Origin of the sequence: Timonella senegalensis JC301 (assembly GCF_000312125.1) — a bacterium.
GTDB classification, from domain to species: Bacteria; Actinomycetota; Actinomycetes; order Actinomycetales; family Cellulomonadaceae; genus Timonella; species Timonella senegalensis.
In genome coordinates, this window is sequence record NZ_HE978643.1 from 1 (window position 1) to 15,716 (window position 15,716).

11 protein-coding genes, 1 pseudogene and 1 riboswitch are annotated in these 15,716 nt (G+C 62.7%); of the genes and pseudogenes, 9 read left to right on the forward strand and 3 right to left on the reverse strand.

Annotated elements, in window-relative coordinates; translation table 11 throughout:
• Positions 1-503: 503 nt before the first annotated feature.
• A complete protein-coding gene (locus tag HGSM_RS07785) occupies positions 504-995 on the forward strand; it encodes a hypothetical protein (RefSeq protein WP_154646283.1) in 492 nt (163 codons plus the stop codon).
• Positions 996-1,162: 167 nt separating this feature from the next.
• Entirely contained in the window at positions 1,163-2,665 is a 1,503-nt protein-coding gene (locus HGSM_RS13725) for a cell division protein PerM (RefSeq protein WP_019148186.1), read from the forward strand.
• A 158-nt stretch (positions 2,666-2,823) separates the two neighbouring features.
• Here the strand turns inward: HGSM_RS13725 and HGSM_RS07795 are convergent, their stop codons facing one another.
• Positions 2,824-3,387, reverse strand: coding sequence for a hypothetical protein (locus HGSM_RS07795; protein WP_154646284.1), 564 nt, complete (start codon positions 3,385-3,387; stop codon positions 2,824-2,826).
• Positions 3,388-3,681: 294 nt separating this feature from the next.
• Between HGSM_RS07795 and purN the strand changes: the two genes are divergently transcribed.
• Complete coding sequence (purN, locus tag HGSM_RS07800; protein ID WP_051009795.1) at positions 3,682-4,371, forward strand: phosphoribosylglycinamide formyltransferase; 690 nt, start codon at positions 3,682-3,684, stop codon at positions 4,369-4,371.
• 340 nt (positions 4,372-4,711) lie between these two features.
• Positions 4,712-4,801, forward strand: a riboswitch (ZMP/ZTP riboswitch).
• A 61-nt stretch (positions 4,802-4,862) separates the two neighbouring features.
• Positions 4,863-6,488 carry a bifunctional phosphoribosylaminoimidazolecarboxamide formyltransferase/IMP cyclohydrolase gene (gene purH / locus HGSM_RS07805; RefSeq protein WP_019148189.1) on the forward strand — a complete coding sequence of 542 codons (1,626 nt, stop codon included), beginning with the start codon at positions 4,863-4,865 and terminating at the stop codon, positions 6,486-6,488.
• 407 nt (positions 6,489-6,895) lie between these two features.
• On the opposite strand, the gene HGSM_RS07810 is transcribed toward purH, so the two are convergent.
• Positions 6,896-8,365 (reverse strand): NAD(P)/FAD-dependent oxidoreductase, encoded by a 1,470-nt coding sequence (locus HGSM_RS07810; protein WP_019148190.1) that lies wholly within the window; start codon positions 8,363-8,365, stop codon positions 6,896-6,898.
• Between the two features lie 50 nt (positions 8,366-8,415).
• Here HGSM_RS07810 and HGSM_RS07815 point away from each other — a divergent pair, with 50 nt between their 5' ends.
• Positions 8,416-8,883: a DUF3017 domain-containing protein gene (locus tag HGSM_RS07815; RefSeq protein ID WP_195891363.1), complete on the forward strand. Its 468-nt coding sequence runs from the start codon at positions 8,416-8,418 to the stop codon at positions 8,881-8,883.
• A gap of 261 nt (positions 8,884-9,144) precedes the next feature.
• Positions 9,145-10,365 (forward strand): NADP-dependent isocitrate dehydrogenase, encoded by a 1,221-nt coding sequence (locus tag HGSM_RS07820; RefSeq protein ID WP_019148192.1) that lies wholly within the window; start codon positions 9,145-9,147, stop codon positions 10,363-10,365.
• 122 nt (positions 10,366-10,487) lie between these two features.
• Here the strand turns inward: HGSM_RS07820 and HGSM_RS07825 are convergent, their stop codons facing one another.
• Positions 10,488-11,219, reverse strand: a complete 732-nt coding sequence (locus HGSM_RS07825; RefSeq protein WP_019148193.1) for a TetR/AcrR family transcriptional regulator — start codon at positions 11,217-11,219, stop codon at positions 10,488-10,490.
• Positions 11,220-11,368: 149 nt separating this feature from the next.
• On the opposite strand from HGSM_RS07825, the gene HGSM_RS13730 reads away from it, so the two are divergent.
• From HGSM_RS13730 to HGSM_RS07840, 3 genes and pseudogenes are all read left to right on the forward strand, one after another.
• Entirely contained in the window at positions 11,369-14,116 is a 2,748-nt protein-coding gene (locus tag HGSM_RS13730; protein WP_195891364.1) for a YhgE/Pip domain-containing protein, read from the forward strand.
• A gap of 223 nt (positions 14,117-14,339) precedes the next feature.
• Positions 14,340-15,332, forward strand: coding sequence for a malate dehydrogenase (locus HGSM_RS07835; RefSeq protein ID WP_040594953.1), 993 nt, complete (start codon positions 14,340-14,342; stop codon positions 15,330-15,332).
• A gap of 125 nt (positions 15,333-15,457) precedes the next feature.
• Positions 15,458-15,716 (forward strand): annotated as a pseudogene (locus HGSM_RS07840) (MFS transporter); the annotation flags it as partial.

The window sequence follows — 15,716 nt, forward strand, 5'->3', positions numbered from 1 at the left end:
CCCGTGGGGGTGCCCTTTCGTGTTTCTTGTGCGTCTACTATCGTGTTTCTCGTGTTCTGGCGTCCACTATCGATTGGTGTTGTGTGTTGAGGGTACCCGTGTGGGTGCCCTCTTTTTTTATGCCCACACACGCGAGAGTATTCGTGAGCCCGCTCTCGATAGGGAGAGTGGGCTCGGGAATACTCTCGATCCACAAAAGAGGGGGCGGAGTGGGTTGGGGTGGTCGTCCGAGTACCTTGCCGGAGTGGTCTGAGTAGCGTGCCGGAGTGGTCCGAGGGCCGAGTAGTTGAATGTAGGCGGATCATCATCCTATGGGCTGACGTATGAGTCCCATGGTCTTACGCATAATCTCCGAGAGGCTCGAACTGGTCGTCTCTTTAGTTGATTCCCTCCGAAAACCGCGAACTCATGCCGAAAACTCGTCACGTGTCCCGTACGTTTGGGTTGTGAATGAACTCGGAGCAGGCGAAGGCGCAGAAGTGACGGTGCGGCCGAAAAGCATCGTGGCTACCTCAATCATCGCGGTTGAGGCGCTGTACTTCATTGGTGCGACCGCAATCGTGACGTCCTTTGGGATCTCGATTGCGCAGGGCGATGCAGGTGACTCTGGTAGCGAGCTGGCATCGAACCTGCTCCGAATGAGCAGCCTTCCGCTTGTTGCAGTCGGAGCTTTCGCTCTCTGGGCCCTCGCCCTTACTCATGTTCTCCCAATTGGGGGAGAGAGCGCCGCGTACGCAGCGGGTGCCTCACAGAGGATGCGCCGCAGTGGTTCTGCAGATCGCGCCAAAACTGCTGGCGCCTCACAAGTTGCATCTATGCTGGGGTTCCTCATCGTCGTGGCGCTCCACGTTGTTGTTGGTGTGTCCTTCCTTGGAACTGGGCAGTATGTCCCTGGATGCATCATGCTAGTGCTCGCGCTCGCCCTCTTCTTCTGTTCCTACCGACAGTACAAGGCTGGTCGTAAGGCTCTGAGCGGCCGATACGCAACCGCCTAGAAGTTCACGTGTGTGCCCCGGATACTGACGAATCCCCGGCCTAGCATTTCCTTTTCAGCACAACAATCGAGTTCCTCCTCGTGCAATACGAGAATGCTTAGTGAAAGTCGGCAGTTTCTTGCGGGTGTCTCCAGGCTCTGACCGCACGCGCAAGGCAGGATAGTTCCATGGGTACGACCAGTTATCAGCCGCCTCGCCGAGGTACACAGTCGAGAACTTCACGCGTCATTGAGGACAGAGAATCGCTGCGCAAGCAGCTCTCGGGTGATGACTCGATCGAAGGTACCCACCCGGCAATCATCGGGGCACTCGTCGCGCTGCAGTCTCTCCTAGCTGGCATAGTCCTTATTGTGCTGCCGGTCCTCGTGACATCGGTAGTCTCGACAACGCTCGTAGACCAGAACTTCAACTTTGCTGGCACCGCACACTTTGGCGCTGCCTTCTGGGCGACGGCATACGGTGCGCACCTGACAATCTCTGGAACCACCATGACAATGGTGCCGCTAGGGCTCACACTCATCGTGCTGTTGGGCTCTTGGTTCACTGTCAAGCGTGGTCTCGTGCCGGAGTGGATCCCCATTGCCTCGTACGTAGGGACTCACGTGCTCGCTGTGGTGGTCCTGACCGCCATTGTGGCTCCCGGGCTCGCAAGCCTGTCGCGCGCTTTCCTGGGGGCGGCCATAGTGTCGGTCGCGGCGGTCTACCTTGGCCTGCGAAGCGCCGGGGGAAACAACCCGGTGCGAGAGGCCCTCGGGCGCTTGCCGCAATGGATTAGGAGCTCCGTGAAAGCGGGGCTCGGCGGACTGCTCCTCACCGTGGTGCTCGGCGCCCTGGCGGTGATCCTATGGATCATTCTTGGTAGGGACTCGATGGCCAATCTACTCAGCGGTTGGTCGCTTGATGCGATGAGTGGTGCTGCTCTCGGAATCGCGCAACTGAGCTTGATCCCAAACCTCATCGTCTGGGCCATCAGCTGGTTGTCGGGTATCGGCTTTGCAGTGGGCGCCGGCACGATCGTTGCCCCGGCCGAGGTGGTTCTTGGCCCGCTGCCCAACATTCCAGTGCTCGCAGCCCTACCCGAGGCCGCCATTCCTGTCAGCTTTGCGGTCATCTTCCTGTGCGCGCTTGTGTGCGCTGCTGGCCTACCCGCGCTTGCCGTCGTCCGCGGTCCGTACGCCATGAAATGGTGGCAGATCTTGGTAGCGCCCCTTCTTGTAGCCGCAGTATTCACGGGGGTGTGGGCCCTACTTGCATGGTGGGCGAGTGGAAGCTTTGGACCAGGTCGCTTCGCCGAGATGGGTGTGAGCGTCCCAGACACGGCTCTGCGCATGCTGCTTGTGTGCGGAGCACCTGCGGCCGTGCTTATCTGGCTCCTGCGTCGAGAGACCAAGGCCTGGGTGGGCTCGCGGTTCGTAGGGAAGGGCGGACCTTTGTACTCCGTGGAGGACGAGGAAGTTGCCACCACCTCATACTCTGATGAGACGGAGGCCTCGGTCCCAGTTGGTCCGCTGGCAGCTGGAAGCTCAGCGGCGAGTGCTCGATCGTCGAGAAGCGGTTTCTCCGGCGCAAGCCCGGTGAACGCGCGCAGCGCGGAAAGCGGAACGAGCGCTGGAAGCCAACCATCAAGTGGCAGTGCGCGATCCGCGCACACCCCGCCACCCGTCGACTAACGCGAGTCGGTTGCGCAAGTCAACAAACGCGAGTCAACAAACTCGAGCCAGTCAACTCTATGACCCGAGCTCCCACGCACAACCGACGCCAGCTGCAACCAAACGGCACAATCAGAGCGCCACGGTCGAGCCGACCCGGACTACTCCGGGGAGAACGGTCAGCGCGTGGTCTTGAGGTAGTTCTTGATGGACTCCTGGAACGCGGTGTCACATGCGCTCTTTGCCTGCACGGTGATCGCTTGGGAGCGGCAGGTTTGGTAGTCCATCTCGATGTTCCACCGCGGAATAATCGTCAGGACGGTGAGGCCAAGCAGTGCTGTCAGCGTGATCCCGAGGCCGAGAAATCCGATGAATGCACCGCGAATCTGCTTGCCCCAGGCGTACTTGAACGCCTGGACTCCCACGACGAACGCCCACACGGCGAACACGAGGGCAACGAGCCTAACAGGTAGCGTGAGCGCGCTCGTGACGATCGTGGCGAACATGAGCAGTGTGAAGTGCATGACAAGCCGTTGCATGGTGCGGTTCTCGTCATCGGATAGCTTGGGTGCGACAGGTCCAACGCCGGAGCCGGGCTGCACGGAGCCGGGAGGGGTCGGGCGAGGGCGCTCGCCAGCGTCCTCGTGACGTGCTTCGATGCGGTCCGGCGCGCTCCCTTGGTCCGAAGTGGAGTCGTCACGCGGCGCGGAATCGCGGGGGTCGTACGCAAACGGATTGCTCATGACAACCATCTTCCCCCATGCACGGTGAGAATGCGGAAAGTTCCATGCGCAAGCGCTGACGATGGACCACTTGCGTGGGCGGCGCCCAACAGTTGCTAGTGTTATTCCGTGCCGCGTGGCATGACGTTGCTCGCTAAGTGGCACGCTCGGCAGCACTACCAACAGGACCAGCGCTACCAGCGCGACCCAATAAGCACCATGCAACCCGCACGCACTGCGCTCTTGCTTGGCCACACGCCGTGAGGGCCGCCAAGCAATCGTACGTTCCATACTGATTCGGAGATTATTGTGACGGTGACGCCCTCAGGACACCCAGTTGAGACTGTCGGACGGGGAAAGTCCGGAGCCAAGCGCATTGTCGTGCTTGCTTCGGGAGGCGGAACCAACCTCGCTGCGCTCCTTGCCGCGCAGAAGAAGTCTTGGTTTGGCGCGCGCATCGTTGCCGTGGTGACCGACAACCCGAGCGCCGGCGCAATCAACATTGCGCACGACGAGGGGATCGCCTGCGCAGTTGTGAACCCGAAGGACTTCACGGAGCGCGCTCAGTGGGACACCGCTCTGGCGGAGACTGTGGCCGTGTTCTCCCCGGACCTCGTAGTATCCGCTGGATTCATGCGCATCCTCGGTGCGAGCTTCCTGTCCCACTTTGGTGGGCGGACCATCAACACGCACCCCGCGCTTCTGCCGTCGTTCCCCGGGGCGCACGGTGTGCGGGACGCGCTTGCCTACGGCGTGAAGGTCACGGGTTGCACCGTGCACGTGGTCGACGAGGGCACCGACACCGGCCCGATCATCGCCCAAGCGGCCGTGGCCGTTTCGGACGAGGACACCGAGGATACCCTGCACGAGCGCATCAAGGTTGAGGAGCGCCGCCTGCTCGTGGAGTGGACGAGCCGCCTCGCGCGCCGCGGATTTACCGTTGAGGGTCGCACCGTCGTGTTGGGTCCTGTGGATCAGATTAACGACGATTCACTCAGCGAGTAGGGCCACTCACCTTCCAGCGGCTTGCGACCCGTAGGCGCGGCCGCCGGCGGAGGATCCGGTAGTCGCTGTGCGACTCCCTCAGGATGTCCGCCGGTGGCGGACCGGAACTGCACGCCAGCGGCTTTCAACCCGTAGGCGTGTCCGCCAGCTGCTTACCCGCCTACTGCGCACCCGCCGCTGGCATACCTGCCAGTACCTAGGGCTTGCGCGGAAGCTCCCCGCCCGTACACGATGACCTACGTAATAGCAGGTCACGGTACGTGAACCGCTTGACGGTTTTCATGAACTTGCTAACGTTGTGCCGGCCGCGGTGTGAAACTAGTTCCCACACTGAGTACTATGGGAGTGTCGCGACTGGCGAAGGTGGATAACCACCGGGGAGCGATGAAACACATACCCTGATGTAGCGCCGTCCGCCTGGGCGTAGGGATCACATTCGAGGTTTTGGCCTTGAACTTCAAATCATGTGAAAGCTACGACAGGAGAGTATCGTGTCTGCGTCCGCAACTCCCATCCCACCTCTGGCTGACGATTCTCGGCGCCAGATTCGCCGCGCACTCATTTCCGTGTACGACAAGACGGGCCTCGTTGAGCTCGCCCAGGCTCTGCACGCCGCCAGCGTGGAGATCGTGTCCACCGGTTCCACCGCCGCCAAGATCGCCGAGGCTGGCATTCCAGTCACCGCGGTTGATGCCCTGACCGGTTTCCCAGAGTGCCTTGAGGGTCGCGTGAAGACCCTGCACCCTCGCGTCCACGCAGGCATCCTCGCTGACACCCGCAAGGACGACCACCTGGCGCAGTTGGCGGACCTCGACATCGCTCCGTTTGAGCTCGTTGTGGTCAACCTCTACCCATTCACTGCGACCGTGCAGTCGGGTGCGACTCCTGACGAGTGCGTTGAGCAGATCGACATCGGCGGCCCAACCATGGTCCGCGCCGCCGCCAAGAACCACCCATCGGTTGCGATTGTCGTGGACCCTGAGCGCTACGCGGACGTGGCCAACGCAGTCCAGCAAGGCGGGTTCACCTATGCCGAGCGTAAGGCGCTCGCCGCGCAGGCCTTTATCCACACCGCCACCTATGACGTAGCCGTTGCGTCCTGGATGGGCAACGTGGTGTCCGCAACCGACGAGGTCGAGGGCGAGTCCACCGGCTTCCCTGCTTGGGTTGGCGCGACCTGGGGCCGCAAGAACGTGCTGCGCTACGGCGAAAACCCGCACCAGCGTGCCGCGCTCTATGTTGACGGCTACCAGCCACAGGGCCTTCCTACTGGCGAGCAGCTCCACGGCAAGGAGATGTCCTACAACAATTACGTGGACTCCGATGCCGCTTGGCGCGCAGCCTATGACCATGACCGCCCGGCCGTTGCGATCATTAAGCACGCCAACCCGTGCGGAATCGCCGTGGGCGAGTCCATCGCCGAGGCGCACGCCAAGGCGCACGCCTGCGACCCAATCTCCGCGTTTGGTGGCGTGATTGCCGCAAACCGTACGCTGACCGCTGACGCCGCGCGTCAGATCAAGGACGTGTTCACCGAGGTCGTTGTTGCACCGGACTTCGAGCCCGAGGCCGTGGAAATTCTCTCGGCCAAGAAGAACATCCGCCTGATCAAGGTTGCGGCTCCTGCGGGATCCGGCGTGGAGACCCGCTCGATCACGGGTGGCATGCTCATGCAGGCTACCGACCGCATTGACGCCGAGGGCGACAACTCCGCGAACTGGACCCTCGCTACTGGTGAGGCTGCAGACGAGCAGACCCTGGCCGACCTCGAGTTTGCTTGGGCCTCTGTGCGTGCGGTCAAGTCGAACGCAATCCTGCTGGCCTCGGGCGGCGCCTCGGTAGGCGTTGGCATGGGCCAGGTTAACCGCGTTGACTCGTGCAAGCTGGCGGTAGAGCGTGCGAACGCTCTGGGCGACGGTGTGGAGCGCGCCCGTGGCGCGGTCGCCGCGTCCGACGCCTTCTTCCCGTTCGCCGACGGCCTGCAGGTCCTGCTTGACGCAGGCGTGAAGGCAGTGGTCCAGCCTGGTGGATCGGTCCGTGACGCCGAGGTCATCGAGGCGGCGCGCGCCGCGGGCGTTACGCTATACCTGACGGGAACCCGTCACTTTGCTCACTAGGGTCGCGCGGCTAGCAAACTAGCCGCCGCCCCTCGGGGCCCACAAACTGAACGGGTGCCGGTTCTGTCCTTGCGCGAGGCAGAAACGGTGCCCGTTCTTTGTGTCTCCGGGCTTTCGCCCGTTTGATTTTCGACAATTGTGCCCGGCCTTCTCCCGCACCTCGCGCACGTCCGTGCGGCCGTGGGGAGGGCGCGCGCCAGAACGCGCACGAAATCCCGCTCGCCATGACGAGTTCCCGCTTGCGAAGCGGGAACTCGTCATGGCAAATGGGAACTCACGTGGTGAGGGTGTACGAGGGCCGGGCCGGGACTAATTCTGCGATGTCGCAATGCCACGGATGCGGCGTGGGTGGGGAGTTTCGGGCGAGCTGATGCGGCGGGATTGCCTGCGGCCCGGGGAGTAGCAGGTTAACCGCGCACGAGTGCGAGTTTGAGTTGCTTGGTCGAATCGATTGCGAGGTCGGGGTTTATGACCACGGGGCCTCCGGCAAGGAGTTTGCGGGCCTGTGCGGCGTCGCGTGGCGTGTTCACGGTGAACACACCGGTCAGGAAAGTCGTGGCACCGTCGTGGCGAAGGTAGAGCGCTGACCAGCCCGAGCCCTCGACATCCCGGAATGCCACCTCGTCGTGCTCAAGGTCCGGGGTGCCATAGAGATTCACGTCCCGGTCGAACTGGGTGGAGAACACGTACGGAGTGGGCGTTGCCGGCGCGTGCTCGGGGGCCCGTATGCCATCGAGCTGGGCGAGGACGGCCTGCGCAACCCGGTCCGGGTCGGTCAGCGCCGTGTTCCAGTGTCCTCCGGCGACGAGGGTGTGCACGGCGTCGCGTCGAAGCGCGCAGTCGCCCACCGCGAACAGTCCAGGGAGAGTCGTGTTGGGGGAGGCGGGGGAGTCGAGCGAACCGAAAGCGTCGCCCGAGGAAGGGGCAGCAATCACCCGGCCCCACTCGTCCGTTGGCACGGCGCCGGACTCGCTCAGCTGGAGGCTACCCTCGAGCCAGCCGGTGTTTGGGCGAGCGCCCACCGCAGCGAGGACCATGTCCGCGTCGAGAGACTGTGTGGTTCCCTGCGCGGTGGAGAATACCACGCGGAAGGGGGCGCTGTCCTGAGGTCCTACCGCGCCAACTACCGCGCCATCTCCCGCAGGAGAATCTTGCCCCGCAGCCAACACGTCCGACACCCGAGCGCCAGTGTGCAGGTCCACGCCCGCGTCCTCGAACCAGGATGCGACCCGCCTGCCCACGACCTCGCCGAGCTGGCGGAACAGGGGAGTGGGGAAGGCCTCGAGAACCGAGACCTCGTGGCCAGCGGACGCGGCAACCGAGGCAACCTCGCTGCCGATCCAGCCCGCGCCGATGATCACGACCTTACCGGGCCGGGTGAGCTGAGCGCGCAGGGTCACAGCGTCGTCCCAGGTGTAGAGCCGGGAGGTGTTCTCCCATCCGGTGGGGCGCACGGGCGACGACCCGACGGCAAGCACCACGGCGTCAGCGGTGAGGACACGCTGGGAGTCTGGTGAATCGTCGTGAATCAGTGCGGGGATGGGGGCAACTGTGACCCGCCAGCCGGACCCGGCCGCGTCACCAGCTGGGGCGGGCGCGAGAGCGACCGCCCGCGTGGCGTACAAAACGTGAGACGCAAGTGCATCAAGATCAGCATTAATGTCGTCCGCAAAGAACACGGGCTCATCGTTGGCCAGGAGTGACTTGGACAGTGGGGGACGATCGTAGGGCGGGAGTGACTCATCCGAAACTACTGTGATCTCGCCGTCAAAACCGTTGGAACGAAGCGCATCAACTGTGCGCAAACCAGCCAGATTGCCACCGATCACAATGATGGAGCGGGTGAGACGTGAAGGTAGAGTTGGCTGGGTAGGCATTGAATGCATGTCTCCAAATTACGCGCTGGTGAATGGGAAATGTGAAGGCTGTGACTGAACGAACGAGTGGTGAGGGGCTCCAGGGCGAGCCTTCGATCACCCCTGCGCGTCCAGAGTCGGAGCCGGCCGCGCCAGCAACCGAACGAACGGGCACAACAGGAATGGCCGCACCCGAATCAGAACGTGACACCAAGCCCGCTGCAGAACCGGTCACCGCGGCTGAGGTCCTCGAAAAGGGCCGCTCGCTGCGGACTGGCCTGATGTGGACGCTGGTGGGTGCGCTCGTGCTGGGTCTCCTCCTTACAGTAGGTCTCAACCCCAAGACGGGTGCGTATTATTTCGGGGCGCTCATGTTCGTGCTGGGAACGGCCCGCGCCATCCTCCCCGGTGCTCCCTTTGGGATCTCGGCCAGGTCCAAACTTTTTGACGTGCCGTTCTTCTACGCGCTGTCAGCTGCGGTCATCTTCCTTGCATCCACCTCGAGCGCGCTGCGCTGCACAGAGGGCCTCTTCTGCTGAACTGCGCTCGACCGGTCAGGTGATCCCTGCCCCTCACTTCATCGAGAGTATTCCTGAGCCCACTCTCGACGTCGAGAGTGGGCTCAGGAATACTCTCGTGCGTGAAAGGCGAGGCGGCCACTGACTCGCACATTCACTGTGTCCCACCCCACTTAACGTGACCGACCACGCACTGCGCCAATATATCTTGACGTCAAGAAATAAGTTAAGGTTGGTTGCGACAAGAACCACACCAATACTTAAGCGGGGAGTGCTCCTAACATGGGCAAGATCAAGGTTGTTAACCCCGTCGTCGAGCTCGACGGCGATGAGATGACTCGTATCATCTGGCAGTTCATCAAGGACCGCCTCATCCACCCTTACCTGGACATCGACCTGAAGTACTACGATCTGTCGATCCAGAACCGCGACGCGACCGACGACCAGGTCACCGTTGACGCTGCAAACGCCATCAAGCAGTACAACGTCGGGGTGAAGTGCGCGACCATCACCCCTGATGAGGCACGCGTTGAGGAGTTCGGCCTCAAGAAGATGTGGGTTTCGCCTAACGGCACCATCCGCAACATCCTCGGCGGCGTTGTCTTCCGCGAGCCAATCATTATCTCGAACATCCCACGCCTCGTTCCAGGCTGGAACAAGCCGATCATCATCGGCCGTCACGCGCACGGTGACCAGTACAAGTCCACCAACTTCAAGGTTCCAGGTCCAGGCAAGATCACCATGACCTTTGAGCCAGCTGACGGCGGCGAGCCACAGCAGTTTGAGGTCGTCACCATGCCCGAAGAGGGCGGCGTGGCCATGGGTATGTACAACTTCAACGAGTCCATCAAGGACTTCGCACGCGCATCGTTCGCCTACGGCCTGCAGCGCAACTACCCTGTCTACCTCTCCACCAAGAACACGATCCTCAAGGCCTACGATGGCCAGTTCAAGGACCTGTTCCAGGAAGTATTCGACTCCGAATACAAGGAGCAGTTCGAGGCAGCCGGTCTCACCTACGAGCACCGCCTGATCGACGACATGGTCGCTTCCGCCATGAAGTGGGAGGGCGGCTACGTGTGGGCATGCAAGAACTACGACGGTGACGTTCAGTCCGACACCGTGGCTCAGGGCTTCGGTTCGCTCGGCCTCATGACCTCGGTTCTCATGACCCCAGATGGCAAGACCGTTGAGGCTGAGGCCGCTCACGGTACCGTGACACGCCACTACCGCCAGCACCAGCAGGGCAAGCCAACCTCCACCAACCCGATCGCCTCGATCTTTGCGTGGACCCGTGGCCTCATGCACCGCGGCAAGCTGGACAACACCCCTGAGGTCACCGCGTTCGCGCAGACCCTCGAGGACGTTGTCATTGCGACCGTCGAGTCCGGCAAGATGACCAAGGACCTCGCGCTCCTCATCTCCAAGGACCAGCCATACCTCACCACTGAGGAGTTCTTGGCAGCAATCGACGAGAACCTCGCAGCCAAGATCGCCGCGTGATCTAGTCTCGCGCTCGTTCGCTACACAGGGCGGGCAGTCACCCACTGGGTGACTGCCCGCCCTGTGTTGTGTATGCGTCCTGTTGTGTGTGCGCTTGCTGTCGCGCCGCGGCAGGACCAGATTTACGACGATTGTGCCCCGGCTGGGCGAGTCATGGCCCGAATGAGATCGGGTAGTAGACGGCCGATCAGGGACGAACTTGAGCCGCGCTGGGGGCTGCGTGAATCGTCGATAATTTCATTGCGGGTGGAGCGAGACGACAGCGCGACGATCAACTCGATCAGGTCCTCGAGGGTGCCCACGGGCTCGAGGCCGAAGGCGTCAAGGATGGTGGACAGGATCTCGCCCAACGCCCGGTAGAAGTTATCGGAGCCCTCGGAGATGTCGTCGGAGGCCTGGGGGAAGCGGATCTCGTAGGTTGAGAACTCGTTCCACAGCAGGTAGCGCTCGCGGTCGCGGGGCAGGACCGTGAGCAGGATCTCGACGGCGCCGTCGATGGGGTTGTCCCTCTCATAGTTCCAGCCCGCGAGGACGTCCTCGACGTCCCCGAGCATGGACTGCCACTCGATGCGGGCCACCGCGGAGACGAAGTGGTCCATGTTGGTGAAGTTGGAGTAGAAGGCTCCGCGCGTGAAGCCCGCCTCCTTGGCAATGTCGCCCACGGAAGCACCCGCTACGCCGTTATTCGCAATGAGGGTGCGGCCTGCCGCGAGGAGTGCGTTCTGGGTGAGGACCCTGCGGTCCGTGGGCTCGGTGTTTTGTAGTTCGCGGATCGCATTGCGGCGCGCGGAGAGGTGGGCGGTGACATCGCGGACCAGCTTGTGGCTCGAGTCTTTGATCTCTGTCTTGTCCATCACAACAGGATACAACCTTGTATCGAAATCTTGAAGCAGTCCGATACAGGTGTGTATCGTGTTATGTGGAGCGTGGATACAGACCTGTATCCGCGCAAAGAACTGAGACACCTACGATGCGGCCCGCGCACCGGTTACGAAAGTTGCCCATGAAATCCAAGGAACGTTCCTTTGGTCTGCCCCACATGACGGGGAACAAGATCATGAACATCATCGTGTTGGCGATCATCGCCTCGATCCCGTTTCTCTACTCGGGGCTGCTGAGCTCCGCCTACCAAGACCCGGTAGAGAACGTCTCACGAATGAAAGCCGCGGTGGTCAACCTTGATGCGCCATACACGGCCACGCTGTCCACTGGCAAAGAGGAGACCTTTGCACTGGGCAACGAGCTCGCAGACAACCTGACCAACCCAGCCGAGGGCGAGGATGTGGGCTTCACCTGGGTCACTATGACCGAGGACGAGGCACGCACAGCACTGAAGGACGAGACCATCCGCGCCTACATGGTGGTGCCGCATGGGTTCTCGCAAACCGCAGGAAAGCTCGGAACTGACAAGGCAGGCGAGGCCAAGAAGGTCCAGCTGTCCATCGTGACCGACGACGGCGTGAACTACATCGCCGGAACCATGGCGCGCACCGTGGCCGCGACGCTGCAGGGAGAGCTGGGAGCGCAGGCGGCCCAGCAGTACATCGACAACGTACTGGTCTCGATGACCACGATCCATGACGGCTTCACCGACGCGGCTGATGGCTCAAACAAGCTGGCTGACGGCTCAAGCGAGTTGCACGACGGGCTTATGACGCTGGGTGAGGCACTCGAGAGCGCACAGGCGGGGTCGGGCGACCTGGCCGACGGCGCCGCACAGCTTGCCACCGGCGCGGCTGCGCTCGCCGACGGCACTGGCACGCTAGCTACGGGGTCCAAGGCGCTCGCTGACGGAACAGCATCGCTCTCGAGTGGCGCGACCGCACTGGCTGATGGCACAAGCAAGCTCAACTCCGCGGTCCCCGGCGTGAGCGCCGGTGCAGACCAACTGAAGTCCGGAGCCTCCAAGCTCTCGGGCGGGGCATCCGACGTGGCAACCGGTTCCGGTGCGCTCTCGGACGGGGTGAACATGTACACGGCGGGAGCCGACCAACTTGCTTCTGGCCTCAGTGAGCTTGCCGGGCAGGCACCCGCTCTCAAGAAGAGCGCGACCAGCCTTGCGGACGGCGCAAAGACGCTCGCTTCCGGAACGGCCTCACTCCCAGACTCCACCGCGTCCCTCGTGAACGGAGTTGCCGCGGCCTCGTCCGGGGCTGCCAGCGTGAGCGGCGGAGCCTCGCAGGTCTCCAGCGGACTCGACGGCCTCGTGGCCCAGTGCTCCGCAGTGGTGGACCCCAGCGCCGCGGAGTTCTGCGCAAACCTCACCGCACTGGCCAAGGTTCAAGCCCAGGTCGCCTCCGGCGCACAAGCCGTCGCAGCGGGCCTAGGAACCTCGGACGACACTGCGGCGAGCAAGACCCTGTACGGCGGTCTGAACTCGTTGAACGCAAGCGCTCCAGCGCTCGCGCAGGGTGCCCAGTCCCTCGCGGATGGAGCGGCGACACTCAACTCTTCGCTAGGATCCACCAAGGACACCGCCGCGGACAAGACCGTCCTCGGTGCCCTTAACTCCCTGAACTCAGGGGCCGCACAGTTGGCCGAGCAGTCCGGCGCCCTTCGCAGCGGCGCCACAGACCTGACTGCCGGTGCCGGTGCCCTCGCGGACGGTGCGTCGAGCCTGTCCGCGGGGACCTCGGAGCTTTCCTCGAAGATTCCCGCGCTCACCAGCGCAGTAGGACAGGTCAACGGGGGAGCCAAGGACCTAGCCAGCGGCGCCGACAAGGTCAACAATGGCGCGCAGTCGCTCGCGAGCGGCTCCACGGAGCTCAACTCCGGTGCAACGACCCTGTCCGACGGTGCGGGTGTTCTGGCAGGTGGCTCCAAGGATCTGAGTGACGGCGTGTCCCAGATCCAGGATGGCGCGGACAGCGCCGTTGATGGAGCGGCCGCTCTGCAGGACGGTGCGGGCGAGCTCGCCGACGCGCTCAAGGCCGGGGCCGACCAGGTTCCTACCTACTCCGACGAAGATCAGAGCTCGATCGGGCAGGTCGCCTCCGCGATTGCCCAGGTCACCCCGGTTCGTGAAAACGCGGTGTCCAACGCTGCTGGCGGGTTCTCGCCCATGTTCCTCGCGCTGAGTTTGTGGATCGGCGGAATCGCGATGTTCCTCGTGATGCCAGCGCTCGACCGCAGGCACTCCTCCAAGGAAACCTGGTGGAAGTCCGCAACGAGGCCCATGTCCATCGGCGCCATCGTTGCCGTGGTTCAGGCGGTCCTCGCGGTGGTCCTTGTGAACTTCCTCGTGGAGATCCACGCGGAGAACCTGCTTGGCTTTGTGGCTATCGCGGTCCTGTCGTCGCTCACCTTCGTGGCCGTCAACCAGGCGTGCGTAGCGGTGCTGAGCTACCGCGGGCGGTTCGTCTCGCTCATCTTGCTGATCCTCCAGATCACCTCGATGGGTGGCACCTTCCCGGTGGAGACTGCGCCAAAGTTCTTCCAGGCGCTGCACTCGTGGCTTCCCATGACGTGGACTCACTACGCGTTCAGGGCAATGATCGCTGGCGAGGGCATCCCGAACGCCCTTGGTCAGGCAGCCCAGCACCTGCTGGCCTGGCTTGTCGCCGCGATCGTGATCGTGTTTATTGCCGCAAAGGTGCGCGGCTCGCGCCGGCCACTTGCGCACGACAACGCTAACCTTGCGGACACGCTCGATGTGGACAGCGCACCCTTTGGCACAAGCGGTGTGGAGAAGCCGGACGTTAACGCAGTGGATGAGGTGGTGGATGACCTCGTCGATGCGGCTCGATCCTGATAGTGAGGCGGTCAAAGACAGGTAGCCGGATGGCTCCTGCAGAGCACGGCCTCGCCCGGCCTGCATGGCTGGGTTAGGACCAAAGGCCCGGTAGTTGCGCTCAGCGCACTGCCGGGCCTTTATTGCCCCTCCGATCAGGTCGGACTCCCCGGCGCTTCCGTTTGCCGGACTGTGCGCGGCTCGTATGATGGAGAAGTCCAACCGAGGGAAACAAAGGAGTTTCATTGTGGCAACCCCGATTCGAGTTACGATCACCGGCGCGGCAGGACAGATCGGATACGCGCTCGCATTCCGCATTGCGAGTGGCGCAGTTTTTGGCCCGGAGGTCCCAGTCTCACTCAGCCTCCTCGAAGTCCCGCAGGCGGTGCGCGTTGCCGAGGGTGTGGCCATGGAAATCCACGACTGCGCGTTCGATCTTCTCACCGATATCAACATCTACGATGACCCCAGCAAGGCCTTCCATGGCGCGAACGCTGCGCTCCTCGTTGGCGCTCGCCCGCGGTCTAAGGGGATGGACCGCGCCGATCTGCTCGAGGCCAATGGCGGGATATTCGCGCCGCAGGGTAAGGCACTCAACGACCACGCGTCCGATGACGTCCGCGTGCTTGTTGTGGGAAACCCAGCTAACGCCAACGCGGCTATCGTCGCTGCAAACGCTCCGGACATCCCAGCGGGCAGGGTCAACGCAATGATGCGCCTTGACCAGAACCGCTCGATTGCGCAGGCTGCCGAGTATGCGAAGGTGTCCACGGCCGCCATTTCCCGTGTGACGGTGTGGGGAAACCACTCCGATACGCAGTTCCCTGACCTCTTCCACGCCCAGATTAACGGGGAGGACACGGATGTGTTTACCTCGGACATGGACTGGTACGAGCACAGCTTCATTCCCACCGTGGCTAACCGTGGTGCTGCGATCATCGAGGCGCGTGGCGCCTCGTCCGCTGCCTCCGCTGCGGCAGCCGCAATCGGTCACACCCGCGAGTGGTTCAACGGCTCAAAGCCGGGCAACTGGGCATCGGTTGCCATGCTCTCGGACGGATCGTATGGCGTGCCTGAGGGCCTCATGTGCTCGTTCCCTGCCGTGTCTAAGGATGGGGACTGGGAAATTGTCCAAGGGCTAGAAATCAACGACATTGCGCGCAAATACATCGACGCATCGCTAGCCGAGATCGTGCATGAGCGGGAGGCCGTACGGAAACTCGGATTCATTCGCTGAGATCACACCGATTTACTTTGCGTTACACACGTCACTGGGAGCATTCTTGATGTATGCCCAAATCCTCTCCTGAGCGGAGTCTTGCCTACCACTTTGATTTTCGGCAGCTCTGGATAGGGGATGGGTTGAGCCAGGTAGGGGCTCAGCTCACCGCACTGGCGCTTCCGATCTATGCCGTGACCACCCTTGGCGCGTCCGAGATGGAGATGGGTTTCCTCAACGCCGCGCAGACCGCGGCCTTCCTGCTCATTGGTCTTCCCGCCGGTGCTTGGATCGACCGCATGCGCAAGCGCGGCGTACTGATCACTGCGGACTTGGTCCGTGAGCTGGTGCTTGGCGCGGTCGTGGTTCTGGCTCTCACGGGGCACGGCACGATGACTGTGC